General features: G+C 41.5%; 13 protein-coding genes and 1 other RNA gene. 5 read left to right on the forward strand and 9 right to left on the reverse strand.

Annotated features, from left to right (window positions below; translation table 11 throughout):
• Window positions 1–70: 70 nt before the first annotated feature.
• The 4 genes from LHW48_06320 (at window position 71) to rnpB (ending at window position 2,565) form a co-directional block, all read left to right on the forward strand.
• Window positions 71–862, forward strand: coding sequence for a threonine/serine exporter family protein (locus LHW48_06320; GenBank protein MCB5260074.1), 792 nt, complete (start codon window positions 71–73; stop codon window positions 860–862).
• Between the two features lie 7 nt (window positions 863–869).
• Window positions 870–1,322, forward strand: coding sequence for a threonine/serine exporter family protein (locus LHW48_06325; protein ID MCB5260075.1), 453 nt, complete (start codon window positions 870–872; stop codon window positions 1,320–1,322).
• A gap of 22 nt (window positions 1,323–1,344) precedes the next feature.
• On the forward strand, window positions 1,345–2,151 hold the full coding sequence (locus LHW48_06330; protein MCB5260076.1) for a phosphohydrolase: 807 nt from the start codon (window positions 1,345–1,347) through the stop codon (window positions 2,149–2,151).
• 55 nt (window positions 2,152–2,206) lie between these two features.
• Window positions 2,207–2,565: RNase P RNA component class A (rnpB, locus tag LHW48_06335), an RNA gene on the forward strand.
• 71 nt (window positions 2,566–2,636) lie between these two features.
• Here the strand turns inward: rnpB and LHW48_06340 are convergent.
• The 4 genes from LHW48_06340 to LHW48_06355 form a co-directional block, all read right to left on the reverse strand.
• Complete coding sequence (locus tag LHW48_06340) at window positions 2,637–2,960, reverse strand: YbjQ family protein (GenBank protein ID MCB5260077.1); 324 nt, start codon at window positions 2,958–2,960, stop codon at window positions 2,637–2,639.
• 76 nt (window positions 2,961–3,036) lie between these two features.
• Window positions 3,037–4,344 carry a replication-associated recombination protein A gene (locus LHW48_06345; GenBank protein ID MCB5260078.1) on the reverse strand — a complete coding sequence of 436 codons (1,308 nt, stop codon included), beginning with the start codon at window positions 4,342–4,344 and terminating at the stop codon, window positions 3,037–3,039.
• A 3-nt stretch (window positions 4,345–4,347) separates the two neighbouring features.
• Window positions 4,348–4,815 (reverse strand): ferritin family protein, encoded by a 468-nt coding sequence (locus LHW48_06350; protein MCB5260079.1) that lies wholly within the window; start codon window positions 4,813–4,815, stop codon window positions 4,348–4,350.
• 17 nt (window positions 4,816–4,832) lie between these two features.
• Window positions 4,833–6,077, reverse strand: coding sequence for an ABC transporter permease (locus tag LHW48_06355; protein MCB5260080.1), 1,245 nt, complete (start codon window positions 6,075–6,077; stop codon window positions 4,833–4,835).
• Window positions 6,078–6,354: 277 nt separating this feature from the next.
• Between LHW48_06355 and LHW48_06360 the strand changes: the two genes are divergently transcribed.
• A complete protein-coding gene (locus tag LHW48_06360; protein ID MCB5260081.1) occupies window positions 6,355–8,637 on the forward strand; it encodes a C10 family peptidase in 2,283 nt (760 codons plus the stop codon).
• 238 nt (window positions 8,638–8,875) lie between these two features.
• Here the strand turns inward: LHW48_06360 and LHW48_06365 are convergent, their stop codons facing one another.
• The 5 genes from LHW48_06365 to LHW48_06385 all read right to left on the reverse strand — a co-directional run bounded on the left by LHW48_06365 (window position 8,876) and on the right by LHW48_06385 (window position 17,290).
• On the reverse strand, window positions 8,876–10,852 hold the full coding sequence (locus LHW48_06365) for a DNA internalization-related competence protein ComEC/Rec2 (protein ID MCB5260082.1): 1,977 nt from the start codon (window positions 10,850–10,852) through the stop codon (window positions 8,876–8,878).
• 283 nt (window positions 10,853–11,135) lie between these two features.
• Window positions 11,136–11,663: a hypothetical protein gene (locus tag LHW48_06370; protein ID MCB5260083.1), complete on the reverse strand. Its 528-nt coding sequence runs from the start codon at window positions 11,661–11,663 to the stop codon at window positions 11,136–11,138.
• Between the two features lie 10 nt (window positions 11,664–11,673).
• On the reverse strand, window positions 11,674–14,850 hold the full coding sequence (locus LHW48_06375; GenBank protein ID MCB5260084.1) for an efflux RND transporter permease subunit: 3,177 nt from the start codon (window positions 14,848–14,850) through the stop codon (window positions 11,674–11,676).
• Between the two features lie 9 nt (window positions 14,851–14,859).
• On the reverse strand, window positions 14,860–15,939 hold the full coding sequence (locus LHW48_06380; protein MCB5260085.1) for an efflux RND transporter periplasmic adaptor subunit: 1,080 nt from the start codon (window positions 15,937–15,939) through the stop codon (window positions 14,860–14,862).
• A gap of 13 nt (window positions 15,940–15,952) precedes the next feature.
• The gene (locus LHW48_06385; protein MCB5260086.1) at window positions 15,953–17,290 is read right to left on the reverse strand and encodes a TolC family protein; all 1,338 of its coding nucleotides are present in this window, start codon (window positions 17,288–17,290) and stop codon (window positions 15,953–15,955) included.
• Between the last annotated feature and the right edge of the window lie 448 nt (window positions 17,291–17,738).

The raw sequence follows: 17,738 nt of genomic DNA on the forward strand, positions 1-17,738 counted from the left end.
ACGCTTTCCGCATTGCTGAGATTTTAGGTATGCCCAAAGACATTATGCATCTGCTATCCCAAAAATCGTGATGTCCACAATTAGTTTACAGCAGTGCAGCAAACTTGCACTTGAAACCGGAAGAGTCATTTTAGAAAGCGGGGGTGCCACAAATCGTGTGGAATTGATGATGCATAAGGTTTGCACCGGTCTTGGATATCCGGATTGCGAATCTTTCGTAACCCCCACTGGTATATTTCTTTCCATCAGTGATGGTGATACTGAGCTAAGCACCAGAATCAAACGGATCGATCAAAGACGGATGGATCTTGGCAGAATAACTGAAGTTAGCCGTATTGTCAATTTCCTCTACACTTACAAGGATGACACACATATAGACGGGAAGTCTAAAAGAGACTATTTTAAGGCTGAGCTAGCCCGTGTTAAAGATCAGAAAACATATCCTATGTGGCTAAGTAACCTCTGTGGAGCAGGCACTAGCGGCTTTTTTTGCTTACTTTTTGGAGGTTCTTGGACCGAGTTTCTTGTAGCCCTCGTGGTAGGATTCTTGGTTGCTACCAGTCTCAAATACATATCCCGGCTTCCGGTAAACAGCTTTCTTCTTAATGCCCTCGCAGCTGCGCTAATTGTGCTTATTAGTAAAACCATAGATATCTGGGTGCCATTCCTTCGCCTCGATTTTATTATTATCGGTGGTATTATGATTCTAGTGCCAGGACTTCAAATAGTTAATGCCATTCGCGATACCATGAGTGGAGATCTTGTGGCTGGAACTGCTCGTGGCGTGGAAGCCATCATTATTACTACCGCTATCGTAGCAGGTAGCGGAGCCATGCTGAAGCTTTGGGAAATACTATCTTAGGGAATGTATGATGCGTCCTTTTGATCTTCTAACTCTCATGCAATTCGCTTGGGCATTTTTGGCAATACTGGGATTCTCTGTTCGTAGCAATCTTCGGGGAATTCGTATTCTCTTTACCAGTTTGGGGGGCGGAATCTGTTGGGCGAGCTATCTAATTGTTTTGTACTATACTAAGTCTATGTTGCTTTCAGTGTTTATTGCGATTATCATAGTATGTATATATTCGGAAGTAGTTGCCAGATTAATGCAAACTCCGGTTTCGGTATTTGTGATCTGTGTAATTATTCCCTTAGTTCCGGGTCGTACATTATACTATGCAATGAATGCCTATATAAATGGGCAAACATCTCAAGCATCGAGGCTAATTTTTGATACGCTAATGATTTCCGGAACCATTGCAATTGCCATCGCAATAGTGGCTTCTGCAACTCAATTGTTCATGCGATTGAGACAACGATGATTAACAAGGAGTTAATAATAATATGAATAAATCTGTAAAACAAAAGCAATTAGAAGAAAGAATCCTAAAACTTCTCACGGGAAAAGCGCTAAAAACTGCTGAGATTCTTTTTGACGATCCTGAGCTTCAAGCCATGCAAGAATATGCTAACATCGTTTCCATAAAAAGACTAGGCTACAATGATCACGGACCAGTGCACATGCGCAAAGCTACCATTAATGCAATCAAGATGTTCAAGCTCTTAAACGATGCTGGCATCCTGATGAACCTTGAGAAAGAACGGGTAGGCAGCGCAAACGATTCTTTGGTGGGTGTAATTATGGCATCTCTACTACATGATTTGGGTATGACAATAGCTCGGGATAGCCATGAATTTTTAAGTATTCAGATCGCTACCCCATATATCAATAAAGTGTTGGATTCCATACACGAACCGGATGAGTATAACCTCAAGGCGGCAATCCGTTCCATCGCCATTGAAGGCATTTTTGGACACATGGCAACCCACAAAATTCATTCTCTGGAAGCCGGATTGGTGCTTATCGGCGACGGTAGCGATATGGAAAAAGGCAGAGCACGCATTCCCGCTATGCTATCCACAAAAGTCCGTCCTGGAGATATTCATCGCACTTCAGCTTCTGCCATCCAGAAAGTACGCATCATTAAAGGCGAAGAAAAGCCGATCCGCATTGAAGTTGAAATGAATGCCTCAGTTGGATTTTTCCAAGTTGAAGAAGTATTTTTCCCCAAGATTAATATCAGTCCGGTTAAGCCATTTATTGAGCTTTTTGCCGGTGTTACCGACAGAGAGCAATTACGCTATTTATAATGCCATTTACAAAGTCTTTATTTATTGAAGGCTTATATCATATTGTGTTTATGTCGCGGGAGTAAAAGATATCTGCTGTGTTTTTTGCACAGAGGAAAGTCCGGACACCTTGGGCAGGATACTTCCTAACGGGAAGCTGCAGTAATGCAGAGCTAGCTCCACAGAAACAAACCGCACAGCATCATTTCGGTGCTATGCAAGGGTGAAATGGTGGTGTAAGAGACCACCGGTGCCATTGGCGACAGTGGCAGCCAGGAATGCCTTATCCGGTGCAATGCCAAATAGGGAAGCTACGGTGCGCCCACACCGCTTCCGGGTAGGCAGCTTGAACCAAAGCGTGAGTTTTGGTCCAGATGGATAGATATCAAATCCCCTTGGGGATTACAGAATCCGGCTTATTGAACTCCCGCGAATTGTTTCAACTCAAACCAGGCTCAAGTGTTTTACAGCTTGTTTTAGCTCAAGCTGGCTCAAAGCTAGTAGATTTATGATATCGGCTCGATGGTAACAGCAGTTCCGGATGCGGAAACCATCAACATGCTCTGTCCTACCACCTCATAATCTATATCAACTCCAATCACAGCATTCGCACCCATACGGGCAGCAAGCTGTTTCATTTCGTTGACTGCATCTGCTCTTCCTTCGCGTAGTTTGCTTTCATAGGCACCACTGCGTCCTCCAACAATATCGGTTATAGACGCCATTAAATCGCGCAAGATATTGGCTCCCATGATAGTTTCTCCGGTAACGATATCATGGTAACTAACAATCTTGTATCCATCAAGGGTGGGGGTTGTGGAAACAATCATAATCAACTCCTTTTACACTAAGATTGTGTGTTTTGCTACAATGCCCAGATCTGAGCGGTAGTTATACAAAATATTTTCAGCTTTCTTCACGCAATTTTTTCCACCAGGCAATACGCTTGGCAATTTCGCGTTCAAAACCGTAATCACCAGGATTATAGTAGTCTTTCTCGTCCATCTGATCCGGGAAGTATTTTTGGTAGCTATACTTATTGGCAAAGTCATGATCGTAGTGGTAATCTTTGCCGTAGTTTAGTTCTTTCATTAACTTGGTAGGGGCGTTGCGAATGTGCAACGGAACTCCATAATGACTTGTTTTTCTGGCATCTTTAGCTGCTGTTTGATATGCTGCATCCAGAGCATTACTTTTGGGTGCCGTGGCAAGATAGATAACAGCCTGAGATAGCGCCACACTGGCTTCTGGCATACCAATGAATAGCAGAGCGTCCTTTGCGGCAATGGCTTGCACCAAAGCTTGGGGATCTGCTAAACCAATATCTTCGCTGGCAAATCGTATTATACGCCTGATAATGTAACGGGGATCTTCTCCCGCTTCCAGCATGCGGGCAAGCCAATATAGGGCTGCTTGTGGATCACTACCGCGCATGGATTTATGTAATGCAGAAATGAGATTGTAATGTTCCTCCCTATTTTTATCGTAGAACATGGTCTTTTTTGCCAGTGTTTTGGCAAGATCCTCAATTTTCGGATGAGGATTCTCTTGCAGCCACCCTCTTATCAGTTCCAATTCATTAAGGGCGCGTCGAGCATCCCCACCGCTATTGCCTGCCATCCAACCCAGTACATCTTCATCTATTTCTAAGTTCAGTTCGACAAAACCATTGCGCAATATCTCTTTAATGTCCTCTTCCGTGAGAGTCTCCAATACAAATACATGGCAGCGCGATAGCAAAGCCGGAATTACCTCAAAAGAAGGATTCTCTGTAGTAGCGCCAATTAGGATTACTGCTCCGCTCTCCACAAAAGGTAAAAAGGCATCTTGTTGCGATTTATTGAACCGATGGATTTCGTCGATGAACAAAATAGTTTGTTCTCCCTTGTTTCGATGCACATAATCTGCCTCTTTCATTACGTTTTTCACGTCGTTTATCCCCGAAAGCACGGCACTGAAATGAATAAACCTGAGGGGTGAAGAGCGTTCAATTATCCTGGCTATAGTTGTTTTACCACTTCCCGGAGGGCCCCACATGATAAAGCTATGATACTGCAATTTGTTTATCATCTGGGATAGTAGAGAATCTGTATTGATTAGTTTTTTCTGCCCCCTCAGATCGTTCAAGTTTTGAGGGCGCAATTTCTCTGCCAAAGGCACTCTACGGTCTTTCAATTCTTGTTCTTGCAAAAAGTCGCTTTGCTCGTTTTTCAAAACTTAGTATTCCATCAATCCCGTAAGCTCAGATGGATCGTACCATTTTAATATGCCATGAAGCTTTTCCAATTCGGCAAATAAGAGTTCTTTGTGTTGTACTTCCTCTTGGGCAAATTGCTTAAGAAGGCTTTTTGTGTCTTCATTATCAGATTGCTCTGCCAATTTTAAGTAAATATTTTGAGTAAGTTCTTCTCGCGAGATGGCAAACTCCAATACTTGTTTGGGATCTTCCAATTTAATGCCCCTTAGCTCCATATCCAAATCATCCATAAGCTTTAGGGTAGAATCCGGAAACTCCTTGGCAAACAGTTCCCGCACCTTTTGTTCGTGGATTTCTTCATACATTACAAGCTGGTTGAAGAATTGCTCGGTTTCAGCATTCTTAAAGCTCTTTGCCAAAGCCTTGTAGAGATTCTGTGAGCGAATCTCCGCTTCGATTGCAATACGATATACTTGTTTACGTTCCATGTTTTCTCCTCAAATAATTATGTTTTCCGGCGAATCAATTCCACCGCATTGACCTTATTTAACCTTTTTAGCGGCAATAAAATACTCAACCAGGTTAATAGATAAGAAACAGCTATAACTAAACAATAATCACCTATTTGGATTTGAACCGGTAGTATTATCGCTTGATCTAGCTTAACGAGCCCAGTCTGATGTTGAATATAAAGTATTATGCTGCTAAAAACTACTCCAATTACTATTCCAATCGTACACAACATCATCGCTTGCAACATAAATAACCGACGTAAGTCCCTATCCGTATAGCCCAATGCTTTCAGTAAGCCCAATTCGCTCTGTTTAAAGCTGATAGTCTTGAGTAAGGATCCGGTAAGATTGAAGCTGGCAATAATAAACATAAACAGCAATACTATGAACATCAAATACTTCTCAAAACGGATGGCTCCATACAGCGAAGCATCAAAACTACTCCAATCTTCAATTAAAAAATCCTCAAATAAAGGCTGCAAATGCTTTTGATGTTTTCTACTTTTTATGGGATCTTCACTGCGGATCTCAATATAATCTACCTCATCTTGATAACCATTGAAACTTTGGGCAACATGAAGAGGTACAAAGCAATAGCTCTGATCATATTCCGGCATCCCGGCAGAAAATACTGCCATTACTTCTAGCACTTGAACTTTGGGTAAAAGCCCAAAAGGCGTTGGGATGTTGAAGATTGGAGAGATAATCTGAACTTTATCGCCTACATATATACCCAATTCTGCCGCCAAACCTGATCCTATGGCTAAGCCTCGCTCCATAAAGGCTTTCGAAGCTATGCTACCTGCTATTATCCCATGTATATTCTTTTCGGATTGTTGAGGATTCAATACCGGGCTAAGCTTGCTTTGCTTCAGAGCATCGATGCCAAATACCAAGGCTGGAGTATTGCGATCGCCATTTTTAATTACAAGCTCACTGCGAACAACTCCGGCAGCACTATAACCCAATTTCTGGATGCGACCCTCTAAATACCTATAGTTATTGATGGGCGCACGATCCTTATTGGAAAGACGCATCTCGGAAAGAGTGCCGATTATCCGCTCTCTAATATCTTCTCTAAATCCATTCATAACAGAGCTGACGGTTATTAGGGCCATTACCCCAAGCGCTATTCCGCACAGAGTAAGAATGTGACTTCGGCTAACGCCCAGTCGACTCCTTCCGGCAAGGTATTTCTTGGCCAGAAATGGGATGCTGATGTTTTTTGTAGAACTCATTGTTATCACAGGATTCTGCAAGCAATAAAATAGTCAAGATTCTTTTTATCTAATACTCGTTCCATACCTTTCCTTTCTGCTTTATCGTTAACTTAAGCATATTTAAAGCTTGCTTAATCCTGTATATGCGGGAGTATCTCGGTACAAAGCATTGGTAATGATGATATAAAGCAATGAGTGAAAGAAGGGGGTACAAATAATAAACTGTGTTTTGGCTCAATTCTTGTATAATGTATAATGGAATCTTGATTCTAAAGCAATATTGCCAGGAGGTCTTATGAAAGAAAGTAATGGGCAAAAAAACATTGTATTGTTGAGCATCTTTATGTTGGTGTGGGTTGGACTCGGTGCCGAATTCGTTGTACCAGATGTGGCTGCAAACGCTGCCCAAAACTGGCTTAGTTATTGGCAACCCCAAAAGAATCATCAAATAAAAGAAATTAGAAGTTATAAAAATCAACGATTTGCAAATATAGATATTGGACAAGAGTTTAAAGAAACCGACCTTCCTCAGTTATACTTATGCCTTTTCAATAATGGTAACTACGTTGTAGTTCCGGCAGATGACAATGCTCCGCCCGTGTTAGCATATTCATCTTTGGCACTAAAAGATGCCAACGATATGCCTCCTGCGTTTGAGATGTGGATGAAATTCTATGCCGACAATGTTAATACTATCCGCACAAAATCTTTAAATAATGAAGAACATCAGAGGCTTTGGCAAGAAATTTCTCAAAATATCTTTAGCAGCATACAGCGTACCGAGGAGGTTAGCCCCCTTCTGAAAACAAACTGGGATCAGGATTGGCCCTATAACGAATTGTGCCCAGCCGATCTAGACGGTCCTGGAGGCAGAGTTTATGCCGGGTGCGTAGCTACTGCAATGGCACAATTAATGAAATTCTGGAATAAACCTATTACTGGACAAGGTAATTCCACCTATTATGCTTATGGATATGGATATCAAAGTGTAAACCACGGTAACACTACCTATCTATGGGACGATATGCCAAACTCCCTCTCAGGATCAAATCTACCAGTAGCTACTCTTATCTACCATGCAGCTGTATCGGTTGAGATGGGGTTTGCACCGGATGGATCTGGTTCCAATGGTGTTCTGGCAAGAAACGCATTTGTAGACCATTTTAACTACGCCTCAGCAAATTATTTGCAAAAACAGAACTATAGTACCAGCGCTTGGGAAAGCATTCTACGCACCCAATTGGACAACGGAGTCCCCTTGTATTACAGCGGATCCGGTGAAACAAGCGGACATGCTTTCAATTGCGATGGATATCAGGGAACAAACTACTTCCATTTCAATTTTGGTTGGAGTGGATCATACAATGGTTATTTCTACCTTAACGATCTTAGCCCCGGTAGTAGCAACTTCCCTTATTATCAAGCCGCCATTGTAGATGCTATTCCTGCCGGCTACACTATTACGGAGCCCAGAATACAACTTGAAGCATATTCACCCATCGCCGGAGACGAATTTCCCGTAACTTTGACCACATATCCTCTTGTTGGCTCTTGGAACGTAAACAATGTACAGCTCGGCTTGTTCTACGAACACTCCGCAATGGAATACATCGGATACGATCTCAACGATACCATCGCTCCCGATGCCTATATAGAAGTAGTAAACGACAATAACGGAACCCTGAATATCAATCTGGGCACTGCCAATCCCCTGATCGGCACAGGTAACCTGATTAGATTCAATTTTAGAGCCATAGAACCAGGTAATTTCTATTTTGGACAGGTAAACATGACCTATAACGGCCAGTTCTTACAAAATGTGGAACCCCTGTTGCTGGACGTTATTGCTCCCGTTGAAACACTTGATCAATCCAGTATAAGCCTTGTAAATGTAATGCATGTTGGCTACAATCAACTTGGAGCCATGATCATGAACACAACCTATATCCCGCCCTCTTGGGGAGTAACCAGCGTGGATTTCGATGTTCATTTCGACTCCGAACGAATCAATCTGGAAAACATAATCTGCGAAGAAACACTCATTGCTGACGCTGAAAATATCCAGATAACGCCTATTGAGCCTGGTGTTGTTCATGTATCGTGCGAGACAATCCTTCCCCTTTGTAGCAACAATCTGCCCCTGATGAAACTAAATTTCAGAGCCATCGGAAACACTTCCAGTGTTATGCCAGTAGTGGTAACTCTAAGCGATTTCTACTACAATCAAACTCTCATTACAGATACATCACGGGGAATATTTGTACTATCTGCGGTGTCTGCAAATGAAGAAGATGTTCCGCTTCCCATACTCAGCGTTAGCTCCTATCCCAATCCCTTTAACCCAACTACCACGATCTTACTTAACCTCCCCATAGCTCAAACTGTTGATGCTGCAATATTCAATCTTAAGGGACAGCGCGTGTTCAACCTTCATAATGGAACCTTGAGTAGCGGTGAACACCGGTTTATTTGGAATGGTGTGGATCAAAACAAGAATGCAGTAGGCAATGGTGTATACCTTCTTAAAATAGACACCGAAACCCAAACTATCCATCGTAAACTGAGTTTAATGAAGTAATCTTATAATAACTAGTATTATACAGAACCCCAAATTTGTTGGGGTTCTTTTTTATGTTATACTTAATTTCTGGGAAAGAGCGTTAAATGATCAGGATATGGGTGTGGATGAACATAGGCACACCAGAAAAAGCCCACCATACCGATATCTCCTGCATTAAAATCAGCTATATATATGGATGTGCAACGGTCTCTGGGCTTTTTAATGGGTAGCGAGTATAAGCGGATTTATAGTAAGGCTAATCTGTTTTATAACGGATTGTTCCATTATAAGTATAGCGCAGAGATGTGCTCATCTTATCCAGTCTGCGAATAGTTTCGGCATGAGGAAAACCATATACATTGCGTTTAGAGGTTGTGATTACAGATTCTTTCGGATCTATGTAATACAAGAATTCTTCGCTCGATGAACTTCTGGATCCGTGGTGAGGAATTTTAAGGATGTCAGCTCTCAATTCAAGAGGATAATGTTCTGTTAGCCATAACTCTGCCTCGCGTTCGATATCTCCAGTAAATAGGAAACGGACGGATTTTGAATCGTACCGTAACACGATGGAATTATTGTTTAGATCATTATTATTAAACTGATTGTTGGGATGCAGTATCTTTATCCGGTGAGAACCTAATTGAATACTTGTGGTGTCGCTGATACTCATTATGCGTGTGTTTCTTAAGTTTAATTTGGGAGCTATCGATAGCCAAGTATTACTACTGAGATCTGTTCTACTCAAGATGAGGTTTTTTACTTTTAAATGGTTCAACAAACTCGGTAAGCCTCCAGCGTGGTCGGTATGCAAATGAGTTATCAGCAAATAGTCTATAGTGCTTATTCTGTTGCGAGCTAACCATACCAGTAGTTTCTTTTGCGCCCAAGATTCCGATAAGCTTTCTTGAGCTAGATCTGTTTCCGCTCGAAAGCCAGGAACACCACCCGCATCGATCATCAAACTGCTCCCGTCATCGGCAAAAATGAGGCTACAATCTGCCACTCCAGCATTGAATATATACACTTCGCTTTTGTGTTTAACAGGAATAAACATAAGAACTGCAATTATACAGATTATGGGAATCCCGTAGTTCAACAATATCTTGCGCCGAGCTTTTAGAAACAGAAAACCAATCAAAATAACCAAGCCTAAGGCTATGGCATGGTGCAGAGAAATCCAGTTAGATTCGATGTATAAAGGTAGTTTAGCACAAAATTCCAGCCAATATTGCCAAAGATCGGCGATTGCTTTAAAACATAGAATAACTGGTTGCCAATCAAATAATAGTACAATAATCGATAAAAAAAGCAATATCGACATCAGCGGAAGCCCAATAAGATTTGCCAATACTCCATTGAGCGATGCTGTTCCAAAATAATACAGTGTAAATGGTGCTATTCCCAAACCTACGATTAAACTAATTAGAGCATAATCTGCTACTTTGCGAATGCCTTTATGGATAACTGATTTTGTTGCCTGTGGTTTGCTCTGCGGTAGAGCAAAAACAATTAATGCAACGCATAGAAACGATAACTGTAGGCCTAATTGAAATAGTTCTTGGGGATTGATGAGGGTAATAATGAATAACGATACAGAGAGGCTCTGTGCAACGGCAAGTGGGCGCGATAACCAACGTGAGATTATTAGTAAATCTATCATTAGCATAGCTCTGGAAATTGGCGGCGCCCAGTTGTTGATTGCCGCAAATAATAGCAAGAAAAGCATGAATAATGCTTCAGCAACACGCATCGGAAGAAACAGTCTTAGCACCATCAGCAACAGAAAGCTTATCAGCATAACATGCAAACCACTTACTACAATAAGATGAGTAATACCAGCTCTACTAAGCTCAGGTCTGTGTTCTTGTTTGAATGCAGTGTCACTTAATAACATAGCTTTGGCAAGGGGGGCATAAACACCAAGACGGCTATCCAGGCGTTCCCGAATCCACATTCTGGTACTATTAATTATGCTCTTAGAAGCCAAAACTGGAAGCTTATGCAGAGGAAGAACCGGACGCAATAAAGCGTGAAACCTTTGTGGATACACATCTAAAACTGGGTCACTATTTAAGGTCTCCAGTTTGCATAGAGAACTGTAGCTATCACCAATATCCAATTCCTTTTGATAATACATCAAAACTTTCTGATTTACTTCTATTCCTGCTACCTGCTGCAAATCTATCTGATACACTCCATCAGCCAATTTACTTTGTACTAAGAACTTCATCTTTTGCTGTATCTCGCCCTTACTTTGTAAAATGCTTATTAAAGGCGATGATTGTGTTTGCCTTGATTTAAACCTAATTGCCCCGAAGCCTAAGATAATCAGTAAAATCAGTATTGTCCGCAGAGTTTTCTTGCAAACAACAGCAAGCAAGAATAAACTAAAAATCCCCGCCAGATACCCTAACATTGGTGCTTGCAGGTATTTTCCAGAAAGAATGCCTGCTACCCAAAAAATAACGGGAATCAACAAAGGGCTGGGTAGCTTTTCCCTTATGGAAATTACTTTACTTTCGGTTGTAGAATCCAAGGATGAGCCCTAACGCCACAGACCATACAGCAGCCATGCCAATACGGAGCTCATCCGACATCAGAAAGGTTACAGTATGGGCGGGAATCCAGAACCAAAGCAGACTTAGCATGCTTTTATCCAAGTTCTTCCAATTCTTGTGCTTTTCAACAATGTTATCCAAAACACGGTGCATAATAACCAGGGTTAGTCCAAATTGCACATTCATTAGCACCGACAACGAAAGGGCGTAACCCAAACTACCACTTTCAAATTGGGGCCACATTCCCGCATCTATTAGTATTTGTAAAAAGCCACTAAAACCTTTGAAGGCATACTTGATACCAATTGCCAGAATAGACCAGATAAGCATCTTCCATAAGGTTAATAGCAATCCGAAAGGATACTTGAAACTCTTTTGAATTATCCATTTAGAGACAATTTCGCCCAAGGTTCCCAAGATGGCAAATTGGATCATTGAACTAATTATGGGCTGGTTTTGTACCCAATTGATATAAGCTGGCATAGATTTCTCCTCAATCGTCAGTAGTTTTGCATTCCATTACTTCGGTAAACTTTTTATGCTCCTTAAATCTGGTCAAGCCCAGTTTTCCAAAGAAAGAATCCACTATCGAATAAATTACCGGAATAATGAACAAAGTAAGCAAGCTGGCAAACAACAAACCAAAGGTAAAACTAACTGCCAAAGGACGCCATGCCTGCGACGAAGGATCGGATGAAAACACCAGGGGTAGCATTCCAGCTACAGTAGTAGTGGTGGTTAGAATTATTGGGCGTAAGCGAACTGAACCACTTTGGATTATGGCATGCCATCTATCCACGCCCTTTTCGCGCTCCTGGTTAATAAAATCGATAAGAATTATGGCATTGTTTACCACTACTCCGGCAAGAGCCACTACCGATATTAGGGTGTTCAATGAAAACGGCAATCCTGTAACTAACAGCCCCAATATAACCCCAATAAAAGCAAAGGGGATGGTCATCATAACTACAATAGGCTGCACATAACTACGGAATTGACTGGCTAATATAGTATAGATGAGCAGTAGTGCAAGAATAAACAATCTACCCAAAGATGCATAGCTTTTTCGCTGCTCTTCCTGGACTCCGCCAAACTCATAGGTATATCCAGGAAAGCGTTGTGAAAAATCAGCAAGCAATCCCCCATTACTATCAAATCTCCCTCCAGCGAGGATATTCTGCACTTCTGAGGGTGATCGTTTTTTAGTTTTTCCACTCTCTTGATATGTGCTTACGCTGGCAGTAATGCTCAATAAACGATCTCCATCCCGGTGTTCGATGCGCGAAATAGAAGATGCAGTCTCAAACTCTGCCAATTCTCTGATGGCAATTAAATCTCCTGTTCGAGTTCGAATTCTCAAATCCTTCAGATTTTCGATATCTTGAGTATAGATATCCTGCATCTTAAGTATTATGGGATATTCTTCTACGCCTTCACCGCGATACTGGCTTATCTCTGCACCGGTTGAAGCCGTACGAATAGTACCTGCAATTTGGGCAACGCTGAGTCCATAAATAGCCAATCTATCATGATGAGGTTTGATGCGCACTTCTTTTTTTCCAGCATCATAGTTATCGTCTATATCCGTAACACCCGGTATATCTCTTAAATAGCCTTTTATAATGTCGCTAATGTATGCCAGTCGCTCCAGACTGGGACCCTTGATACGAATATCAACATCATTACCAACAGGAGGACCACTACGACCCTGCGAAAAGCGATACGAATATAATCCTGGAAGCCCTTCACAGAAAGCTCTAATTTCGTTTTGAATCTCCTCTTGCTGATATTTCATCATGTTCAAATCTACCAAGTCGATATTGACTTGCGCTGCATTACTGGCGAAGTTGCGTTGAGTTTCTCCGCCCATTGCGCCAATATTCGCCACTACATCAGTAATATCATCTTTTTGAGGCATGCTATCGATAAACTCTTCTATTTGCCTTACTATTGCTCCAGTTTCTTCTATTGTAGAACCAACGGGCGTTTGAACCTGCAATCGGATTGTTTGAGAGGGAGTACTGGCAAAGAATTCAAACTGAATGGCACCAGAGACCAGAATTATCAGAGAAACACCGAGCAAAGCCACTGTACCCCAGATAGTTATCTGCCTGTGTTTGAGTGCCATACTCACACCTTTTTGATAATAAGCAATTAATGGTCTAATCATCTTTGTGCTGCGATCTTCCCGGCGTGGCTCTTTGCGGGCGAATTGGAAAACATTGTTAGGAAGTACTACCATGCTTTGAATCCAGCTTCCCAATAATGAGAGTGACACTACTATGGGAAATACACCTAAGAACTGACCCATTACTCCTTCCAGTAACAGAAGCGGTAGAAACGCAGCCAGAGTGGTTAATGTAGAAGAAAATACCGGCCAGATCACCTGATCTACGCCCAGAATGATGGAATCCTTATGGCAATAACCTTCTTCTCGATAGCGATGGATATTTTCCAGTACGACAATAGAGTTGTCCACTACCATGCCCACCACAATAATGAAACCAAATATCGTGAGATTATTTAAGGTAATATCGAAGTAAGGGATAACTACAAAAGCAATTAAGATAGAAAGAGGAATACCGAAAGATGCAAGCAACGCATTTCGCCAACCCAAAAAGATAAACAGCGCAAAAAATACTAACATTATACCAATAAAAGCGCTTTTCCCTAATGCATTTATGCCATTTTTCACATCTAAAGAGCCATCGTTTCTCAAGCTAATCTCCACTCCCGGATAGCTCTTTTGAAACTCTGCAATGTATTCCTTTACATCTGCAATTATAGATATTATATTACCACTTCCTTTTTTATATAGAAAGATAGAAACAGATTCGGAACCATTAAGCCTGGCTTGGGATACAGGCTTTTCTAAAGTATCTCTTACAGTTGCTATGTCGCGTATCTTGATTGATCTACCGCTGGAATCGGAAATAATCATTAGTTCGTTGAGTTCTTCCAACTCGTTGAATTCTCCTAAAGTGCGAACCAAAAACTCCAACTTGCCAAATCTGGCTAAACCTCCAGGCATATTAAGGTTTCGAGCCCCTATTGCTGAAGAAACATCGTTGAGGCTAAGCCCATAAGCATCCAAGCGGGTTTGATCTACATCTATCCAGATTTGCCGCTCTCGGGAACCGATGGTTTCCACCTTAGAAATATCCGTAATCTCTAAAAGCCCGTCCTCCAACCGTTCTGCTACTTCGCGCATAGCCATAGGGGACATGTTGTTGCCGCTAATTGCAACTTGAGCTATGGGATTCACTTCTCGCATACTCAGACGAATAATCACTGGGGCAAGAGCATCAGAAGGGAGGTCCGTTACTTTAGCAACTTCTCTGCTCACACGATCAAAAGCCTCATCTGGACCCACTGAGGAATTGAATACTACTTGAATTGTGGCGCGCCCTTCTTGAGCAGTAGCGCCAATATAGTCCAGATCATCTAAATCGTTTAATTCCACTTCAAGTTTGTGCACCACCAGTTGCTCCATTTCTGCTGGCGAAACTCCAGGATACATCACAACTACCAAAGTAGTGCCAAAATCTACAGCAGGGAATTCTTCTCGAGGTAAGCTGACCATGGATATTAACCCAAAAATGAGTATTGCCAAAGTAAGCATGTTTACCAATATCGAATACTTTAGAGCGGTTTTTGCAACAGATATCATAGTTATGCCTTAATCCCTAATTCTCACTACCGAACCATCTTCCAGGTTTTCGCCGCCAGACACAACAATTTGTTCTCCAGCTTCTACCCCCGAAACAATTTCTACAAACTCAGAAATACTCCTACCTAACTGAACATCTCGCTGATTGGCTACAGTCTTTTCTTGATTCTTGGATACCACATATACATAGTTGCGATCAAATTCTTTAACAACATTGGTGATGGAAGTATATAACATATCTTTGTAGGTATTAGTTTTAATTTTTGCCGAAACCACCATACCTGGCAGCAACCCCTTTATACCATGCATAGTTAGCTCTACGGGGTAATTTGCACTTGTTGCCAATGGACGAATACCAAATCCTTGTACTTTTGCCGGATAGGTTTTACCAGTATGACTTACTACTGCATTTTGTCCCACCTTAATTCTGGAAATCTGGCTTTCCCCAACTCCGGTTTTGAGGATAAGAGTGCTTCCGTCGGTAATAGAAGCTACAGGTGCACCCATATTAATGAATTGTCCCAACGAAACGTTTAGTTGCGATATACGTCCACTTTCCGGCGCCATCAAATAAGAGTTGTTATATGCTATCCGGGCAGATTCGAGGGAAGCTTTGGCACCGTCAAATAATGCTTTAGCAGCTTTAAATGCAGCATTTGCCGTATTATACTCCGCTTGCGAAATCAATTCTCTTTCTTTTGCAGATACCGCATAATCCAAATTATTCTGAGCGTTTTCCAAGCTGGACTCAGCAGAAGTAAATGATGCTTCTGCTTGCTCTAAGCGTATTTTTAAAACTTCGTTTTCAAGCTTGCCGATACGGTCACCCTTGTTTACATAGTCTCCAAGTTTTTTATAAAGCTCAAGAATCTTACCCGAACTCTCGGCACTCATAACGATATCCGTGATACCCTCCAATCTGCCGGAAACATTCACGTATTCATCAATGTTGCGTAATGATAACTCTTCAACCATTACCACCTGGCTACCATCGCTGCGAGCCCCTCGCACTGGCGCATTATTATCTTCTTTGCCACAAGCACTTATCAGCACTATTAGCACCGATGAAATTATTCCTAGTTTGTTCAAAAGTCCTCCCGGTTCATCGATCCAAAATATCAGTCAGAATAGCAGCATCTTCTTTGCCAATAGTGTTAAGCAAAGTAAGGCGTGCCTTAAAAAATTCGTAATAGGCATTGGCATAAGCCATGTTAGCAGCCGATAGCATAAGTTCTGCATCCATCAAATCTACCGTAGATACCATATTCAACCGAAATCGCTCGCTTATTTGAGCATACATATCCTCAGTAATATCCAGTGAAAGCTTTGCATTTTTTACCTGCCTTGCGCTGCTTACAAGTTTAAGGGCAGCAGAATCGGTCGCCAGCAATATTCCATCTGTAGCATCCTTGGCAGCCATGGCGGTTTTTTGAGCTTCATAATAAGCTTTGCGAGAAGCTGCTAGATTACCTATCTGCGGTAAAAGCGGCACAGAAAGATTTAACATTATCTGATTTGAGGCATCAAATTCATAGCGATCTATGCCATTTTCATCGTAGGAACGGCTGCCCACCAAAGTTAGTGTAGGCAAAAAGCTTCCCTTACTTGCCTTATAGGCTCGCTGTGAAAGCTCCACCCCACCTTGAATTTGCTTTAAATTTAGGTTTTCAGTAATGCCAATTGTTTTTAAGCTATGCGAAAACCTTTCAAGCTTCTGTTCATCAAAATCGGCAAACGGCAATATCTCACTATCATCAAGTTCAACCGGAAGCGGGTTAAGTAATTCTTGGCTCCCCAGAAAGTTTGAAAAATCCCTCAATGCTAAATCGTAGGCAGTTTTAGTTTGTAGCAGCGCAATTTCCTTATTGGCAAGATTTGCCTGTAAGCGCAGCAAATCGGCTCTGGCCATAAGGCCATTTTGAATTTTGATTTGTGCCAGTTCCAAATTGCTTTCTGCTTGGCTAAGCTCAGCCTGGGCAATTTCGTATACTTTATTAAGTTGTAAAACCGAATAGTATTTATTTTCTACATCATAAACAAGCTCAAGCTTTTCTGCCATAAGCCCGGTTTCAGCCACAGTTGCAGCAAGCGAAGCCATCTTGTATGCCTGATACAGTTTCCCCCCTGTAAATAGCGGTTGACTAAGATTTAAGGATACAGATCGTTGATCTTTGTTGAGCGCAATGCTTTGCCCCCCTGTGTTTATACTACGGGCAGGATCTGTATAGAGAAATGTTCCTCCCAAGCTAAGATTGGGTAGAAATGCTGCAAAGGCATTTTTCTTTTGCCATCGTGTAGCCTCTACGCCTGCCCTTGCTGCCTGATATGTTGCATTTTGGCTTAATGCCATACTTTTTGCTGCATCCAGACTTATCGTCTGTTGTGCATTAGAAGTACATGCAAGAATGGCAAATGCTATCACAATGAAGTATTTATACATCTTTTCTCCTATAATATGCTGGGATCCATTATTAGCTCTGGAAAGATGGATCTGATCATTTCTAAACTTAACGGGATTATATAAAAATATAACTGAAAAGTAATGTGATTCCAAGCAGCAATTCGCATTATGAGACCGCCGAATAGTCAGCTCATGAAACAACGCCTCATTTATAAGATTGGTAGTTAGTTAAAAAGTAAGCATTCCAATCTTCCAAACTAGTTTATTCTAACGTTTTTTCCGTATTATACGGCATGTGAAGAACTAATGTATTCATGCTATTTATTCTAAAAGAGAGTTACACATGCAGAAATCAAAAAACAAGCTCTTTTATTTGGAGCCATAGTGGCTTTTCTTGTAGTTTTTTTTGCAATAACTGTAATGCAAACCTCCTTCTTGATACTTTACCGGAGAGTTAAGGTTAGTTTAAGCTACCATCATCCTACAG

The sequence above is a fragment of the Candidatus Cloacimonadota bacterium genome (assembly GCA_020532355.1).
In the GTDB taxonomy this organism is placed as follows: domain Bacteria; phylum Cloacimonadota; class Cloacimonadia; order Cloacimonadales; family Cloacimonadaceae; genus UBA5456.

Excerpts from the sequence above, each read along its gene's own strand:
- LHW48_06340 (MCB5260077.1), bottom strand. The coding sequence starts at position 2,960 with ATGATTGTTTCCACAACCCCCACCCTTGATGGATACAAGATTGTTAGT.
- LHW48_06330 (MCB5260076.1), top strand. The coding sequence starts at position 1,345 with ATGAATAAATCTGTAAAACAAAAGCAATTAGAAGAAAGAATCCTAAAA.
- LHW48_06320 (MCB5260074.1), top strand. The coding sequence starts at position 71 with ATGTCCACAATTAGTTTACAGCAGTGCAGCAAACTTGCACTTGAAACC.
- LHW48_06355 (MCB5260080.1), bottom strand. The coding sequence starts at position 6,077 with ATGAGTTCTACAAAAAACATCAGCATCCCATTTCTGGCCAAGAAATAC.
- LHW48_06325 (MCB5260075.1), top strand. The coding sequence starts at position 870 with ATGATGCGTCCTTTTGATCTTCTAACTCTCATGCAATTCGCTTGGGCA.
- LHW48_06350 (MCB5260079.1), bottom strand. The coding sequence starts at position 4,815 with ATGGAACGTAAACAAGTATATCGTATTGCAATCGAAGCGGAGATTCGC.
- LHW48_06370 (MCB5260083.1), bottom strand. The coding sequence starts at position 11,663 with ATGCCAGCTTATATCAATTGGGTACAAAACCAGCCCATAATTAGTTCA.
- LHW48_06365 (MCB5260082.1), bottom strand. The coding sequence starts at position 10,852 with ATGAAGTTCTTAGTACAAAGTAAATTGGCTGATGGAGTGTATCAGATA.
- LHW48_06385 (MCB5260086.1), bottom strand. The coding sequence starts at position 17,290 with ATGTATAAATACTTCATTGTGATAGCATTTGCCATTCTTGCATGTACT.
- LHW48_06360 (MCB5260081.1), top strand. The coding sequence starts at position 6,355 with ATGAAAGAAAGTAATGGGCAAAAAAACATTGTATTGTTGAGCATCTTT.
- LHW48_06375 (MCB5260084.1), bottom strand. The coding sequence starts at position 14,850 with ATGATATCTGTTGCAAAAACCGCTCTAAAGTATTCGATATTGGTAAAC.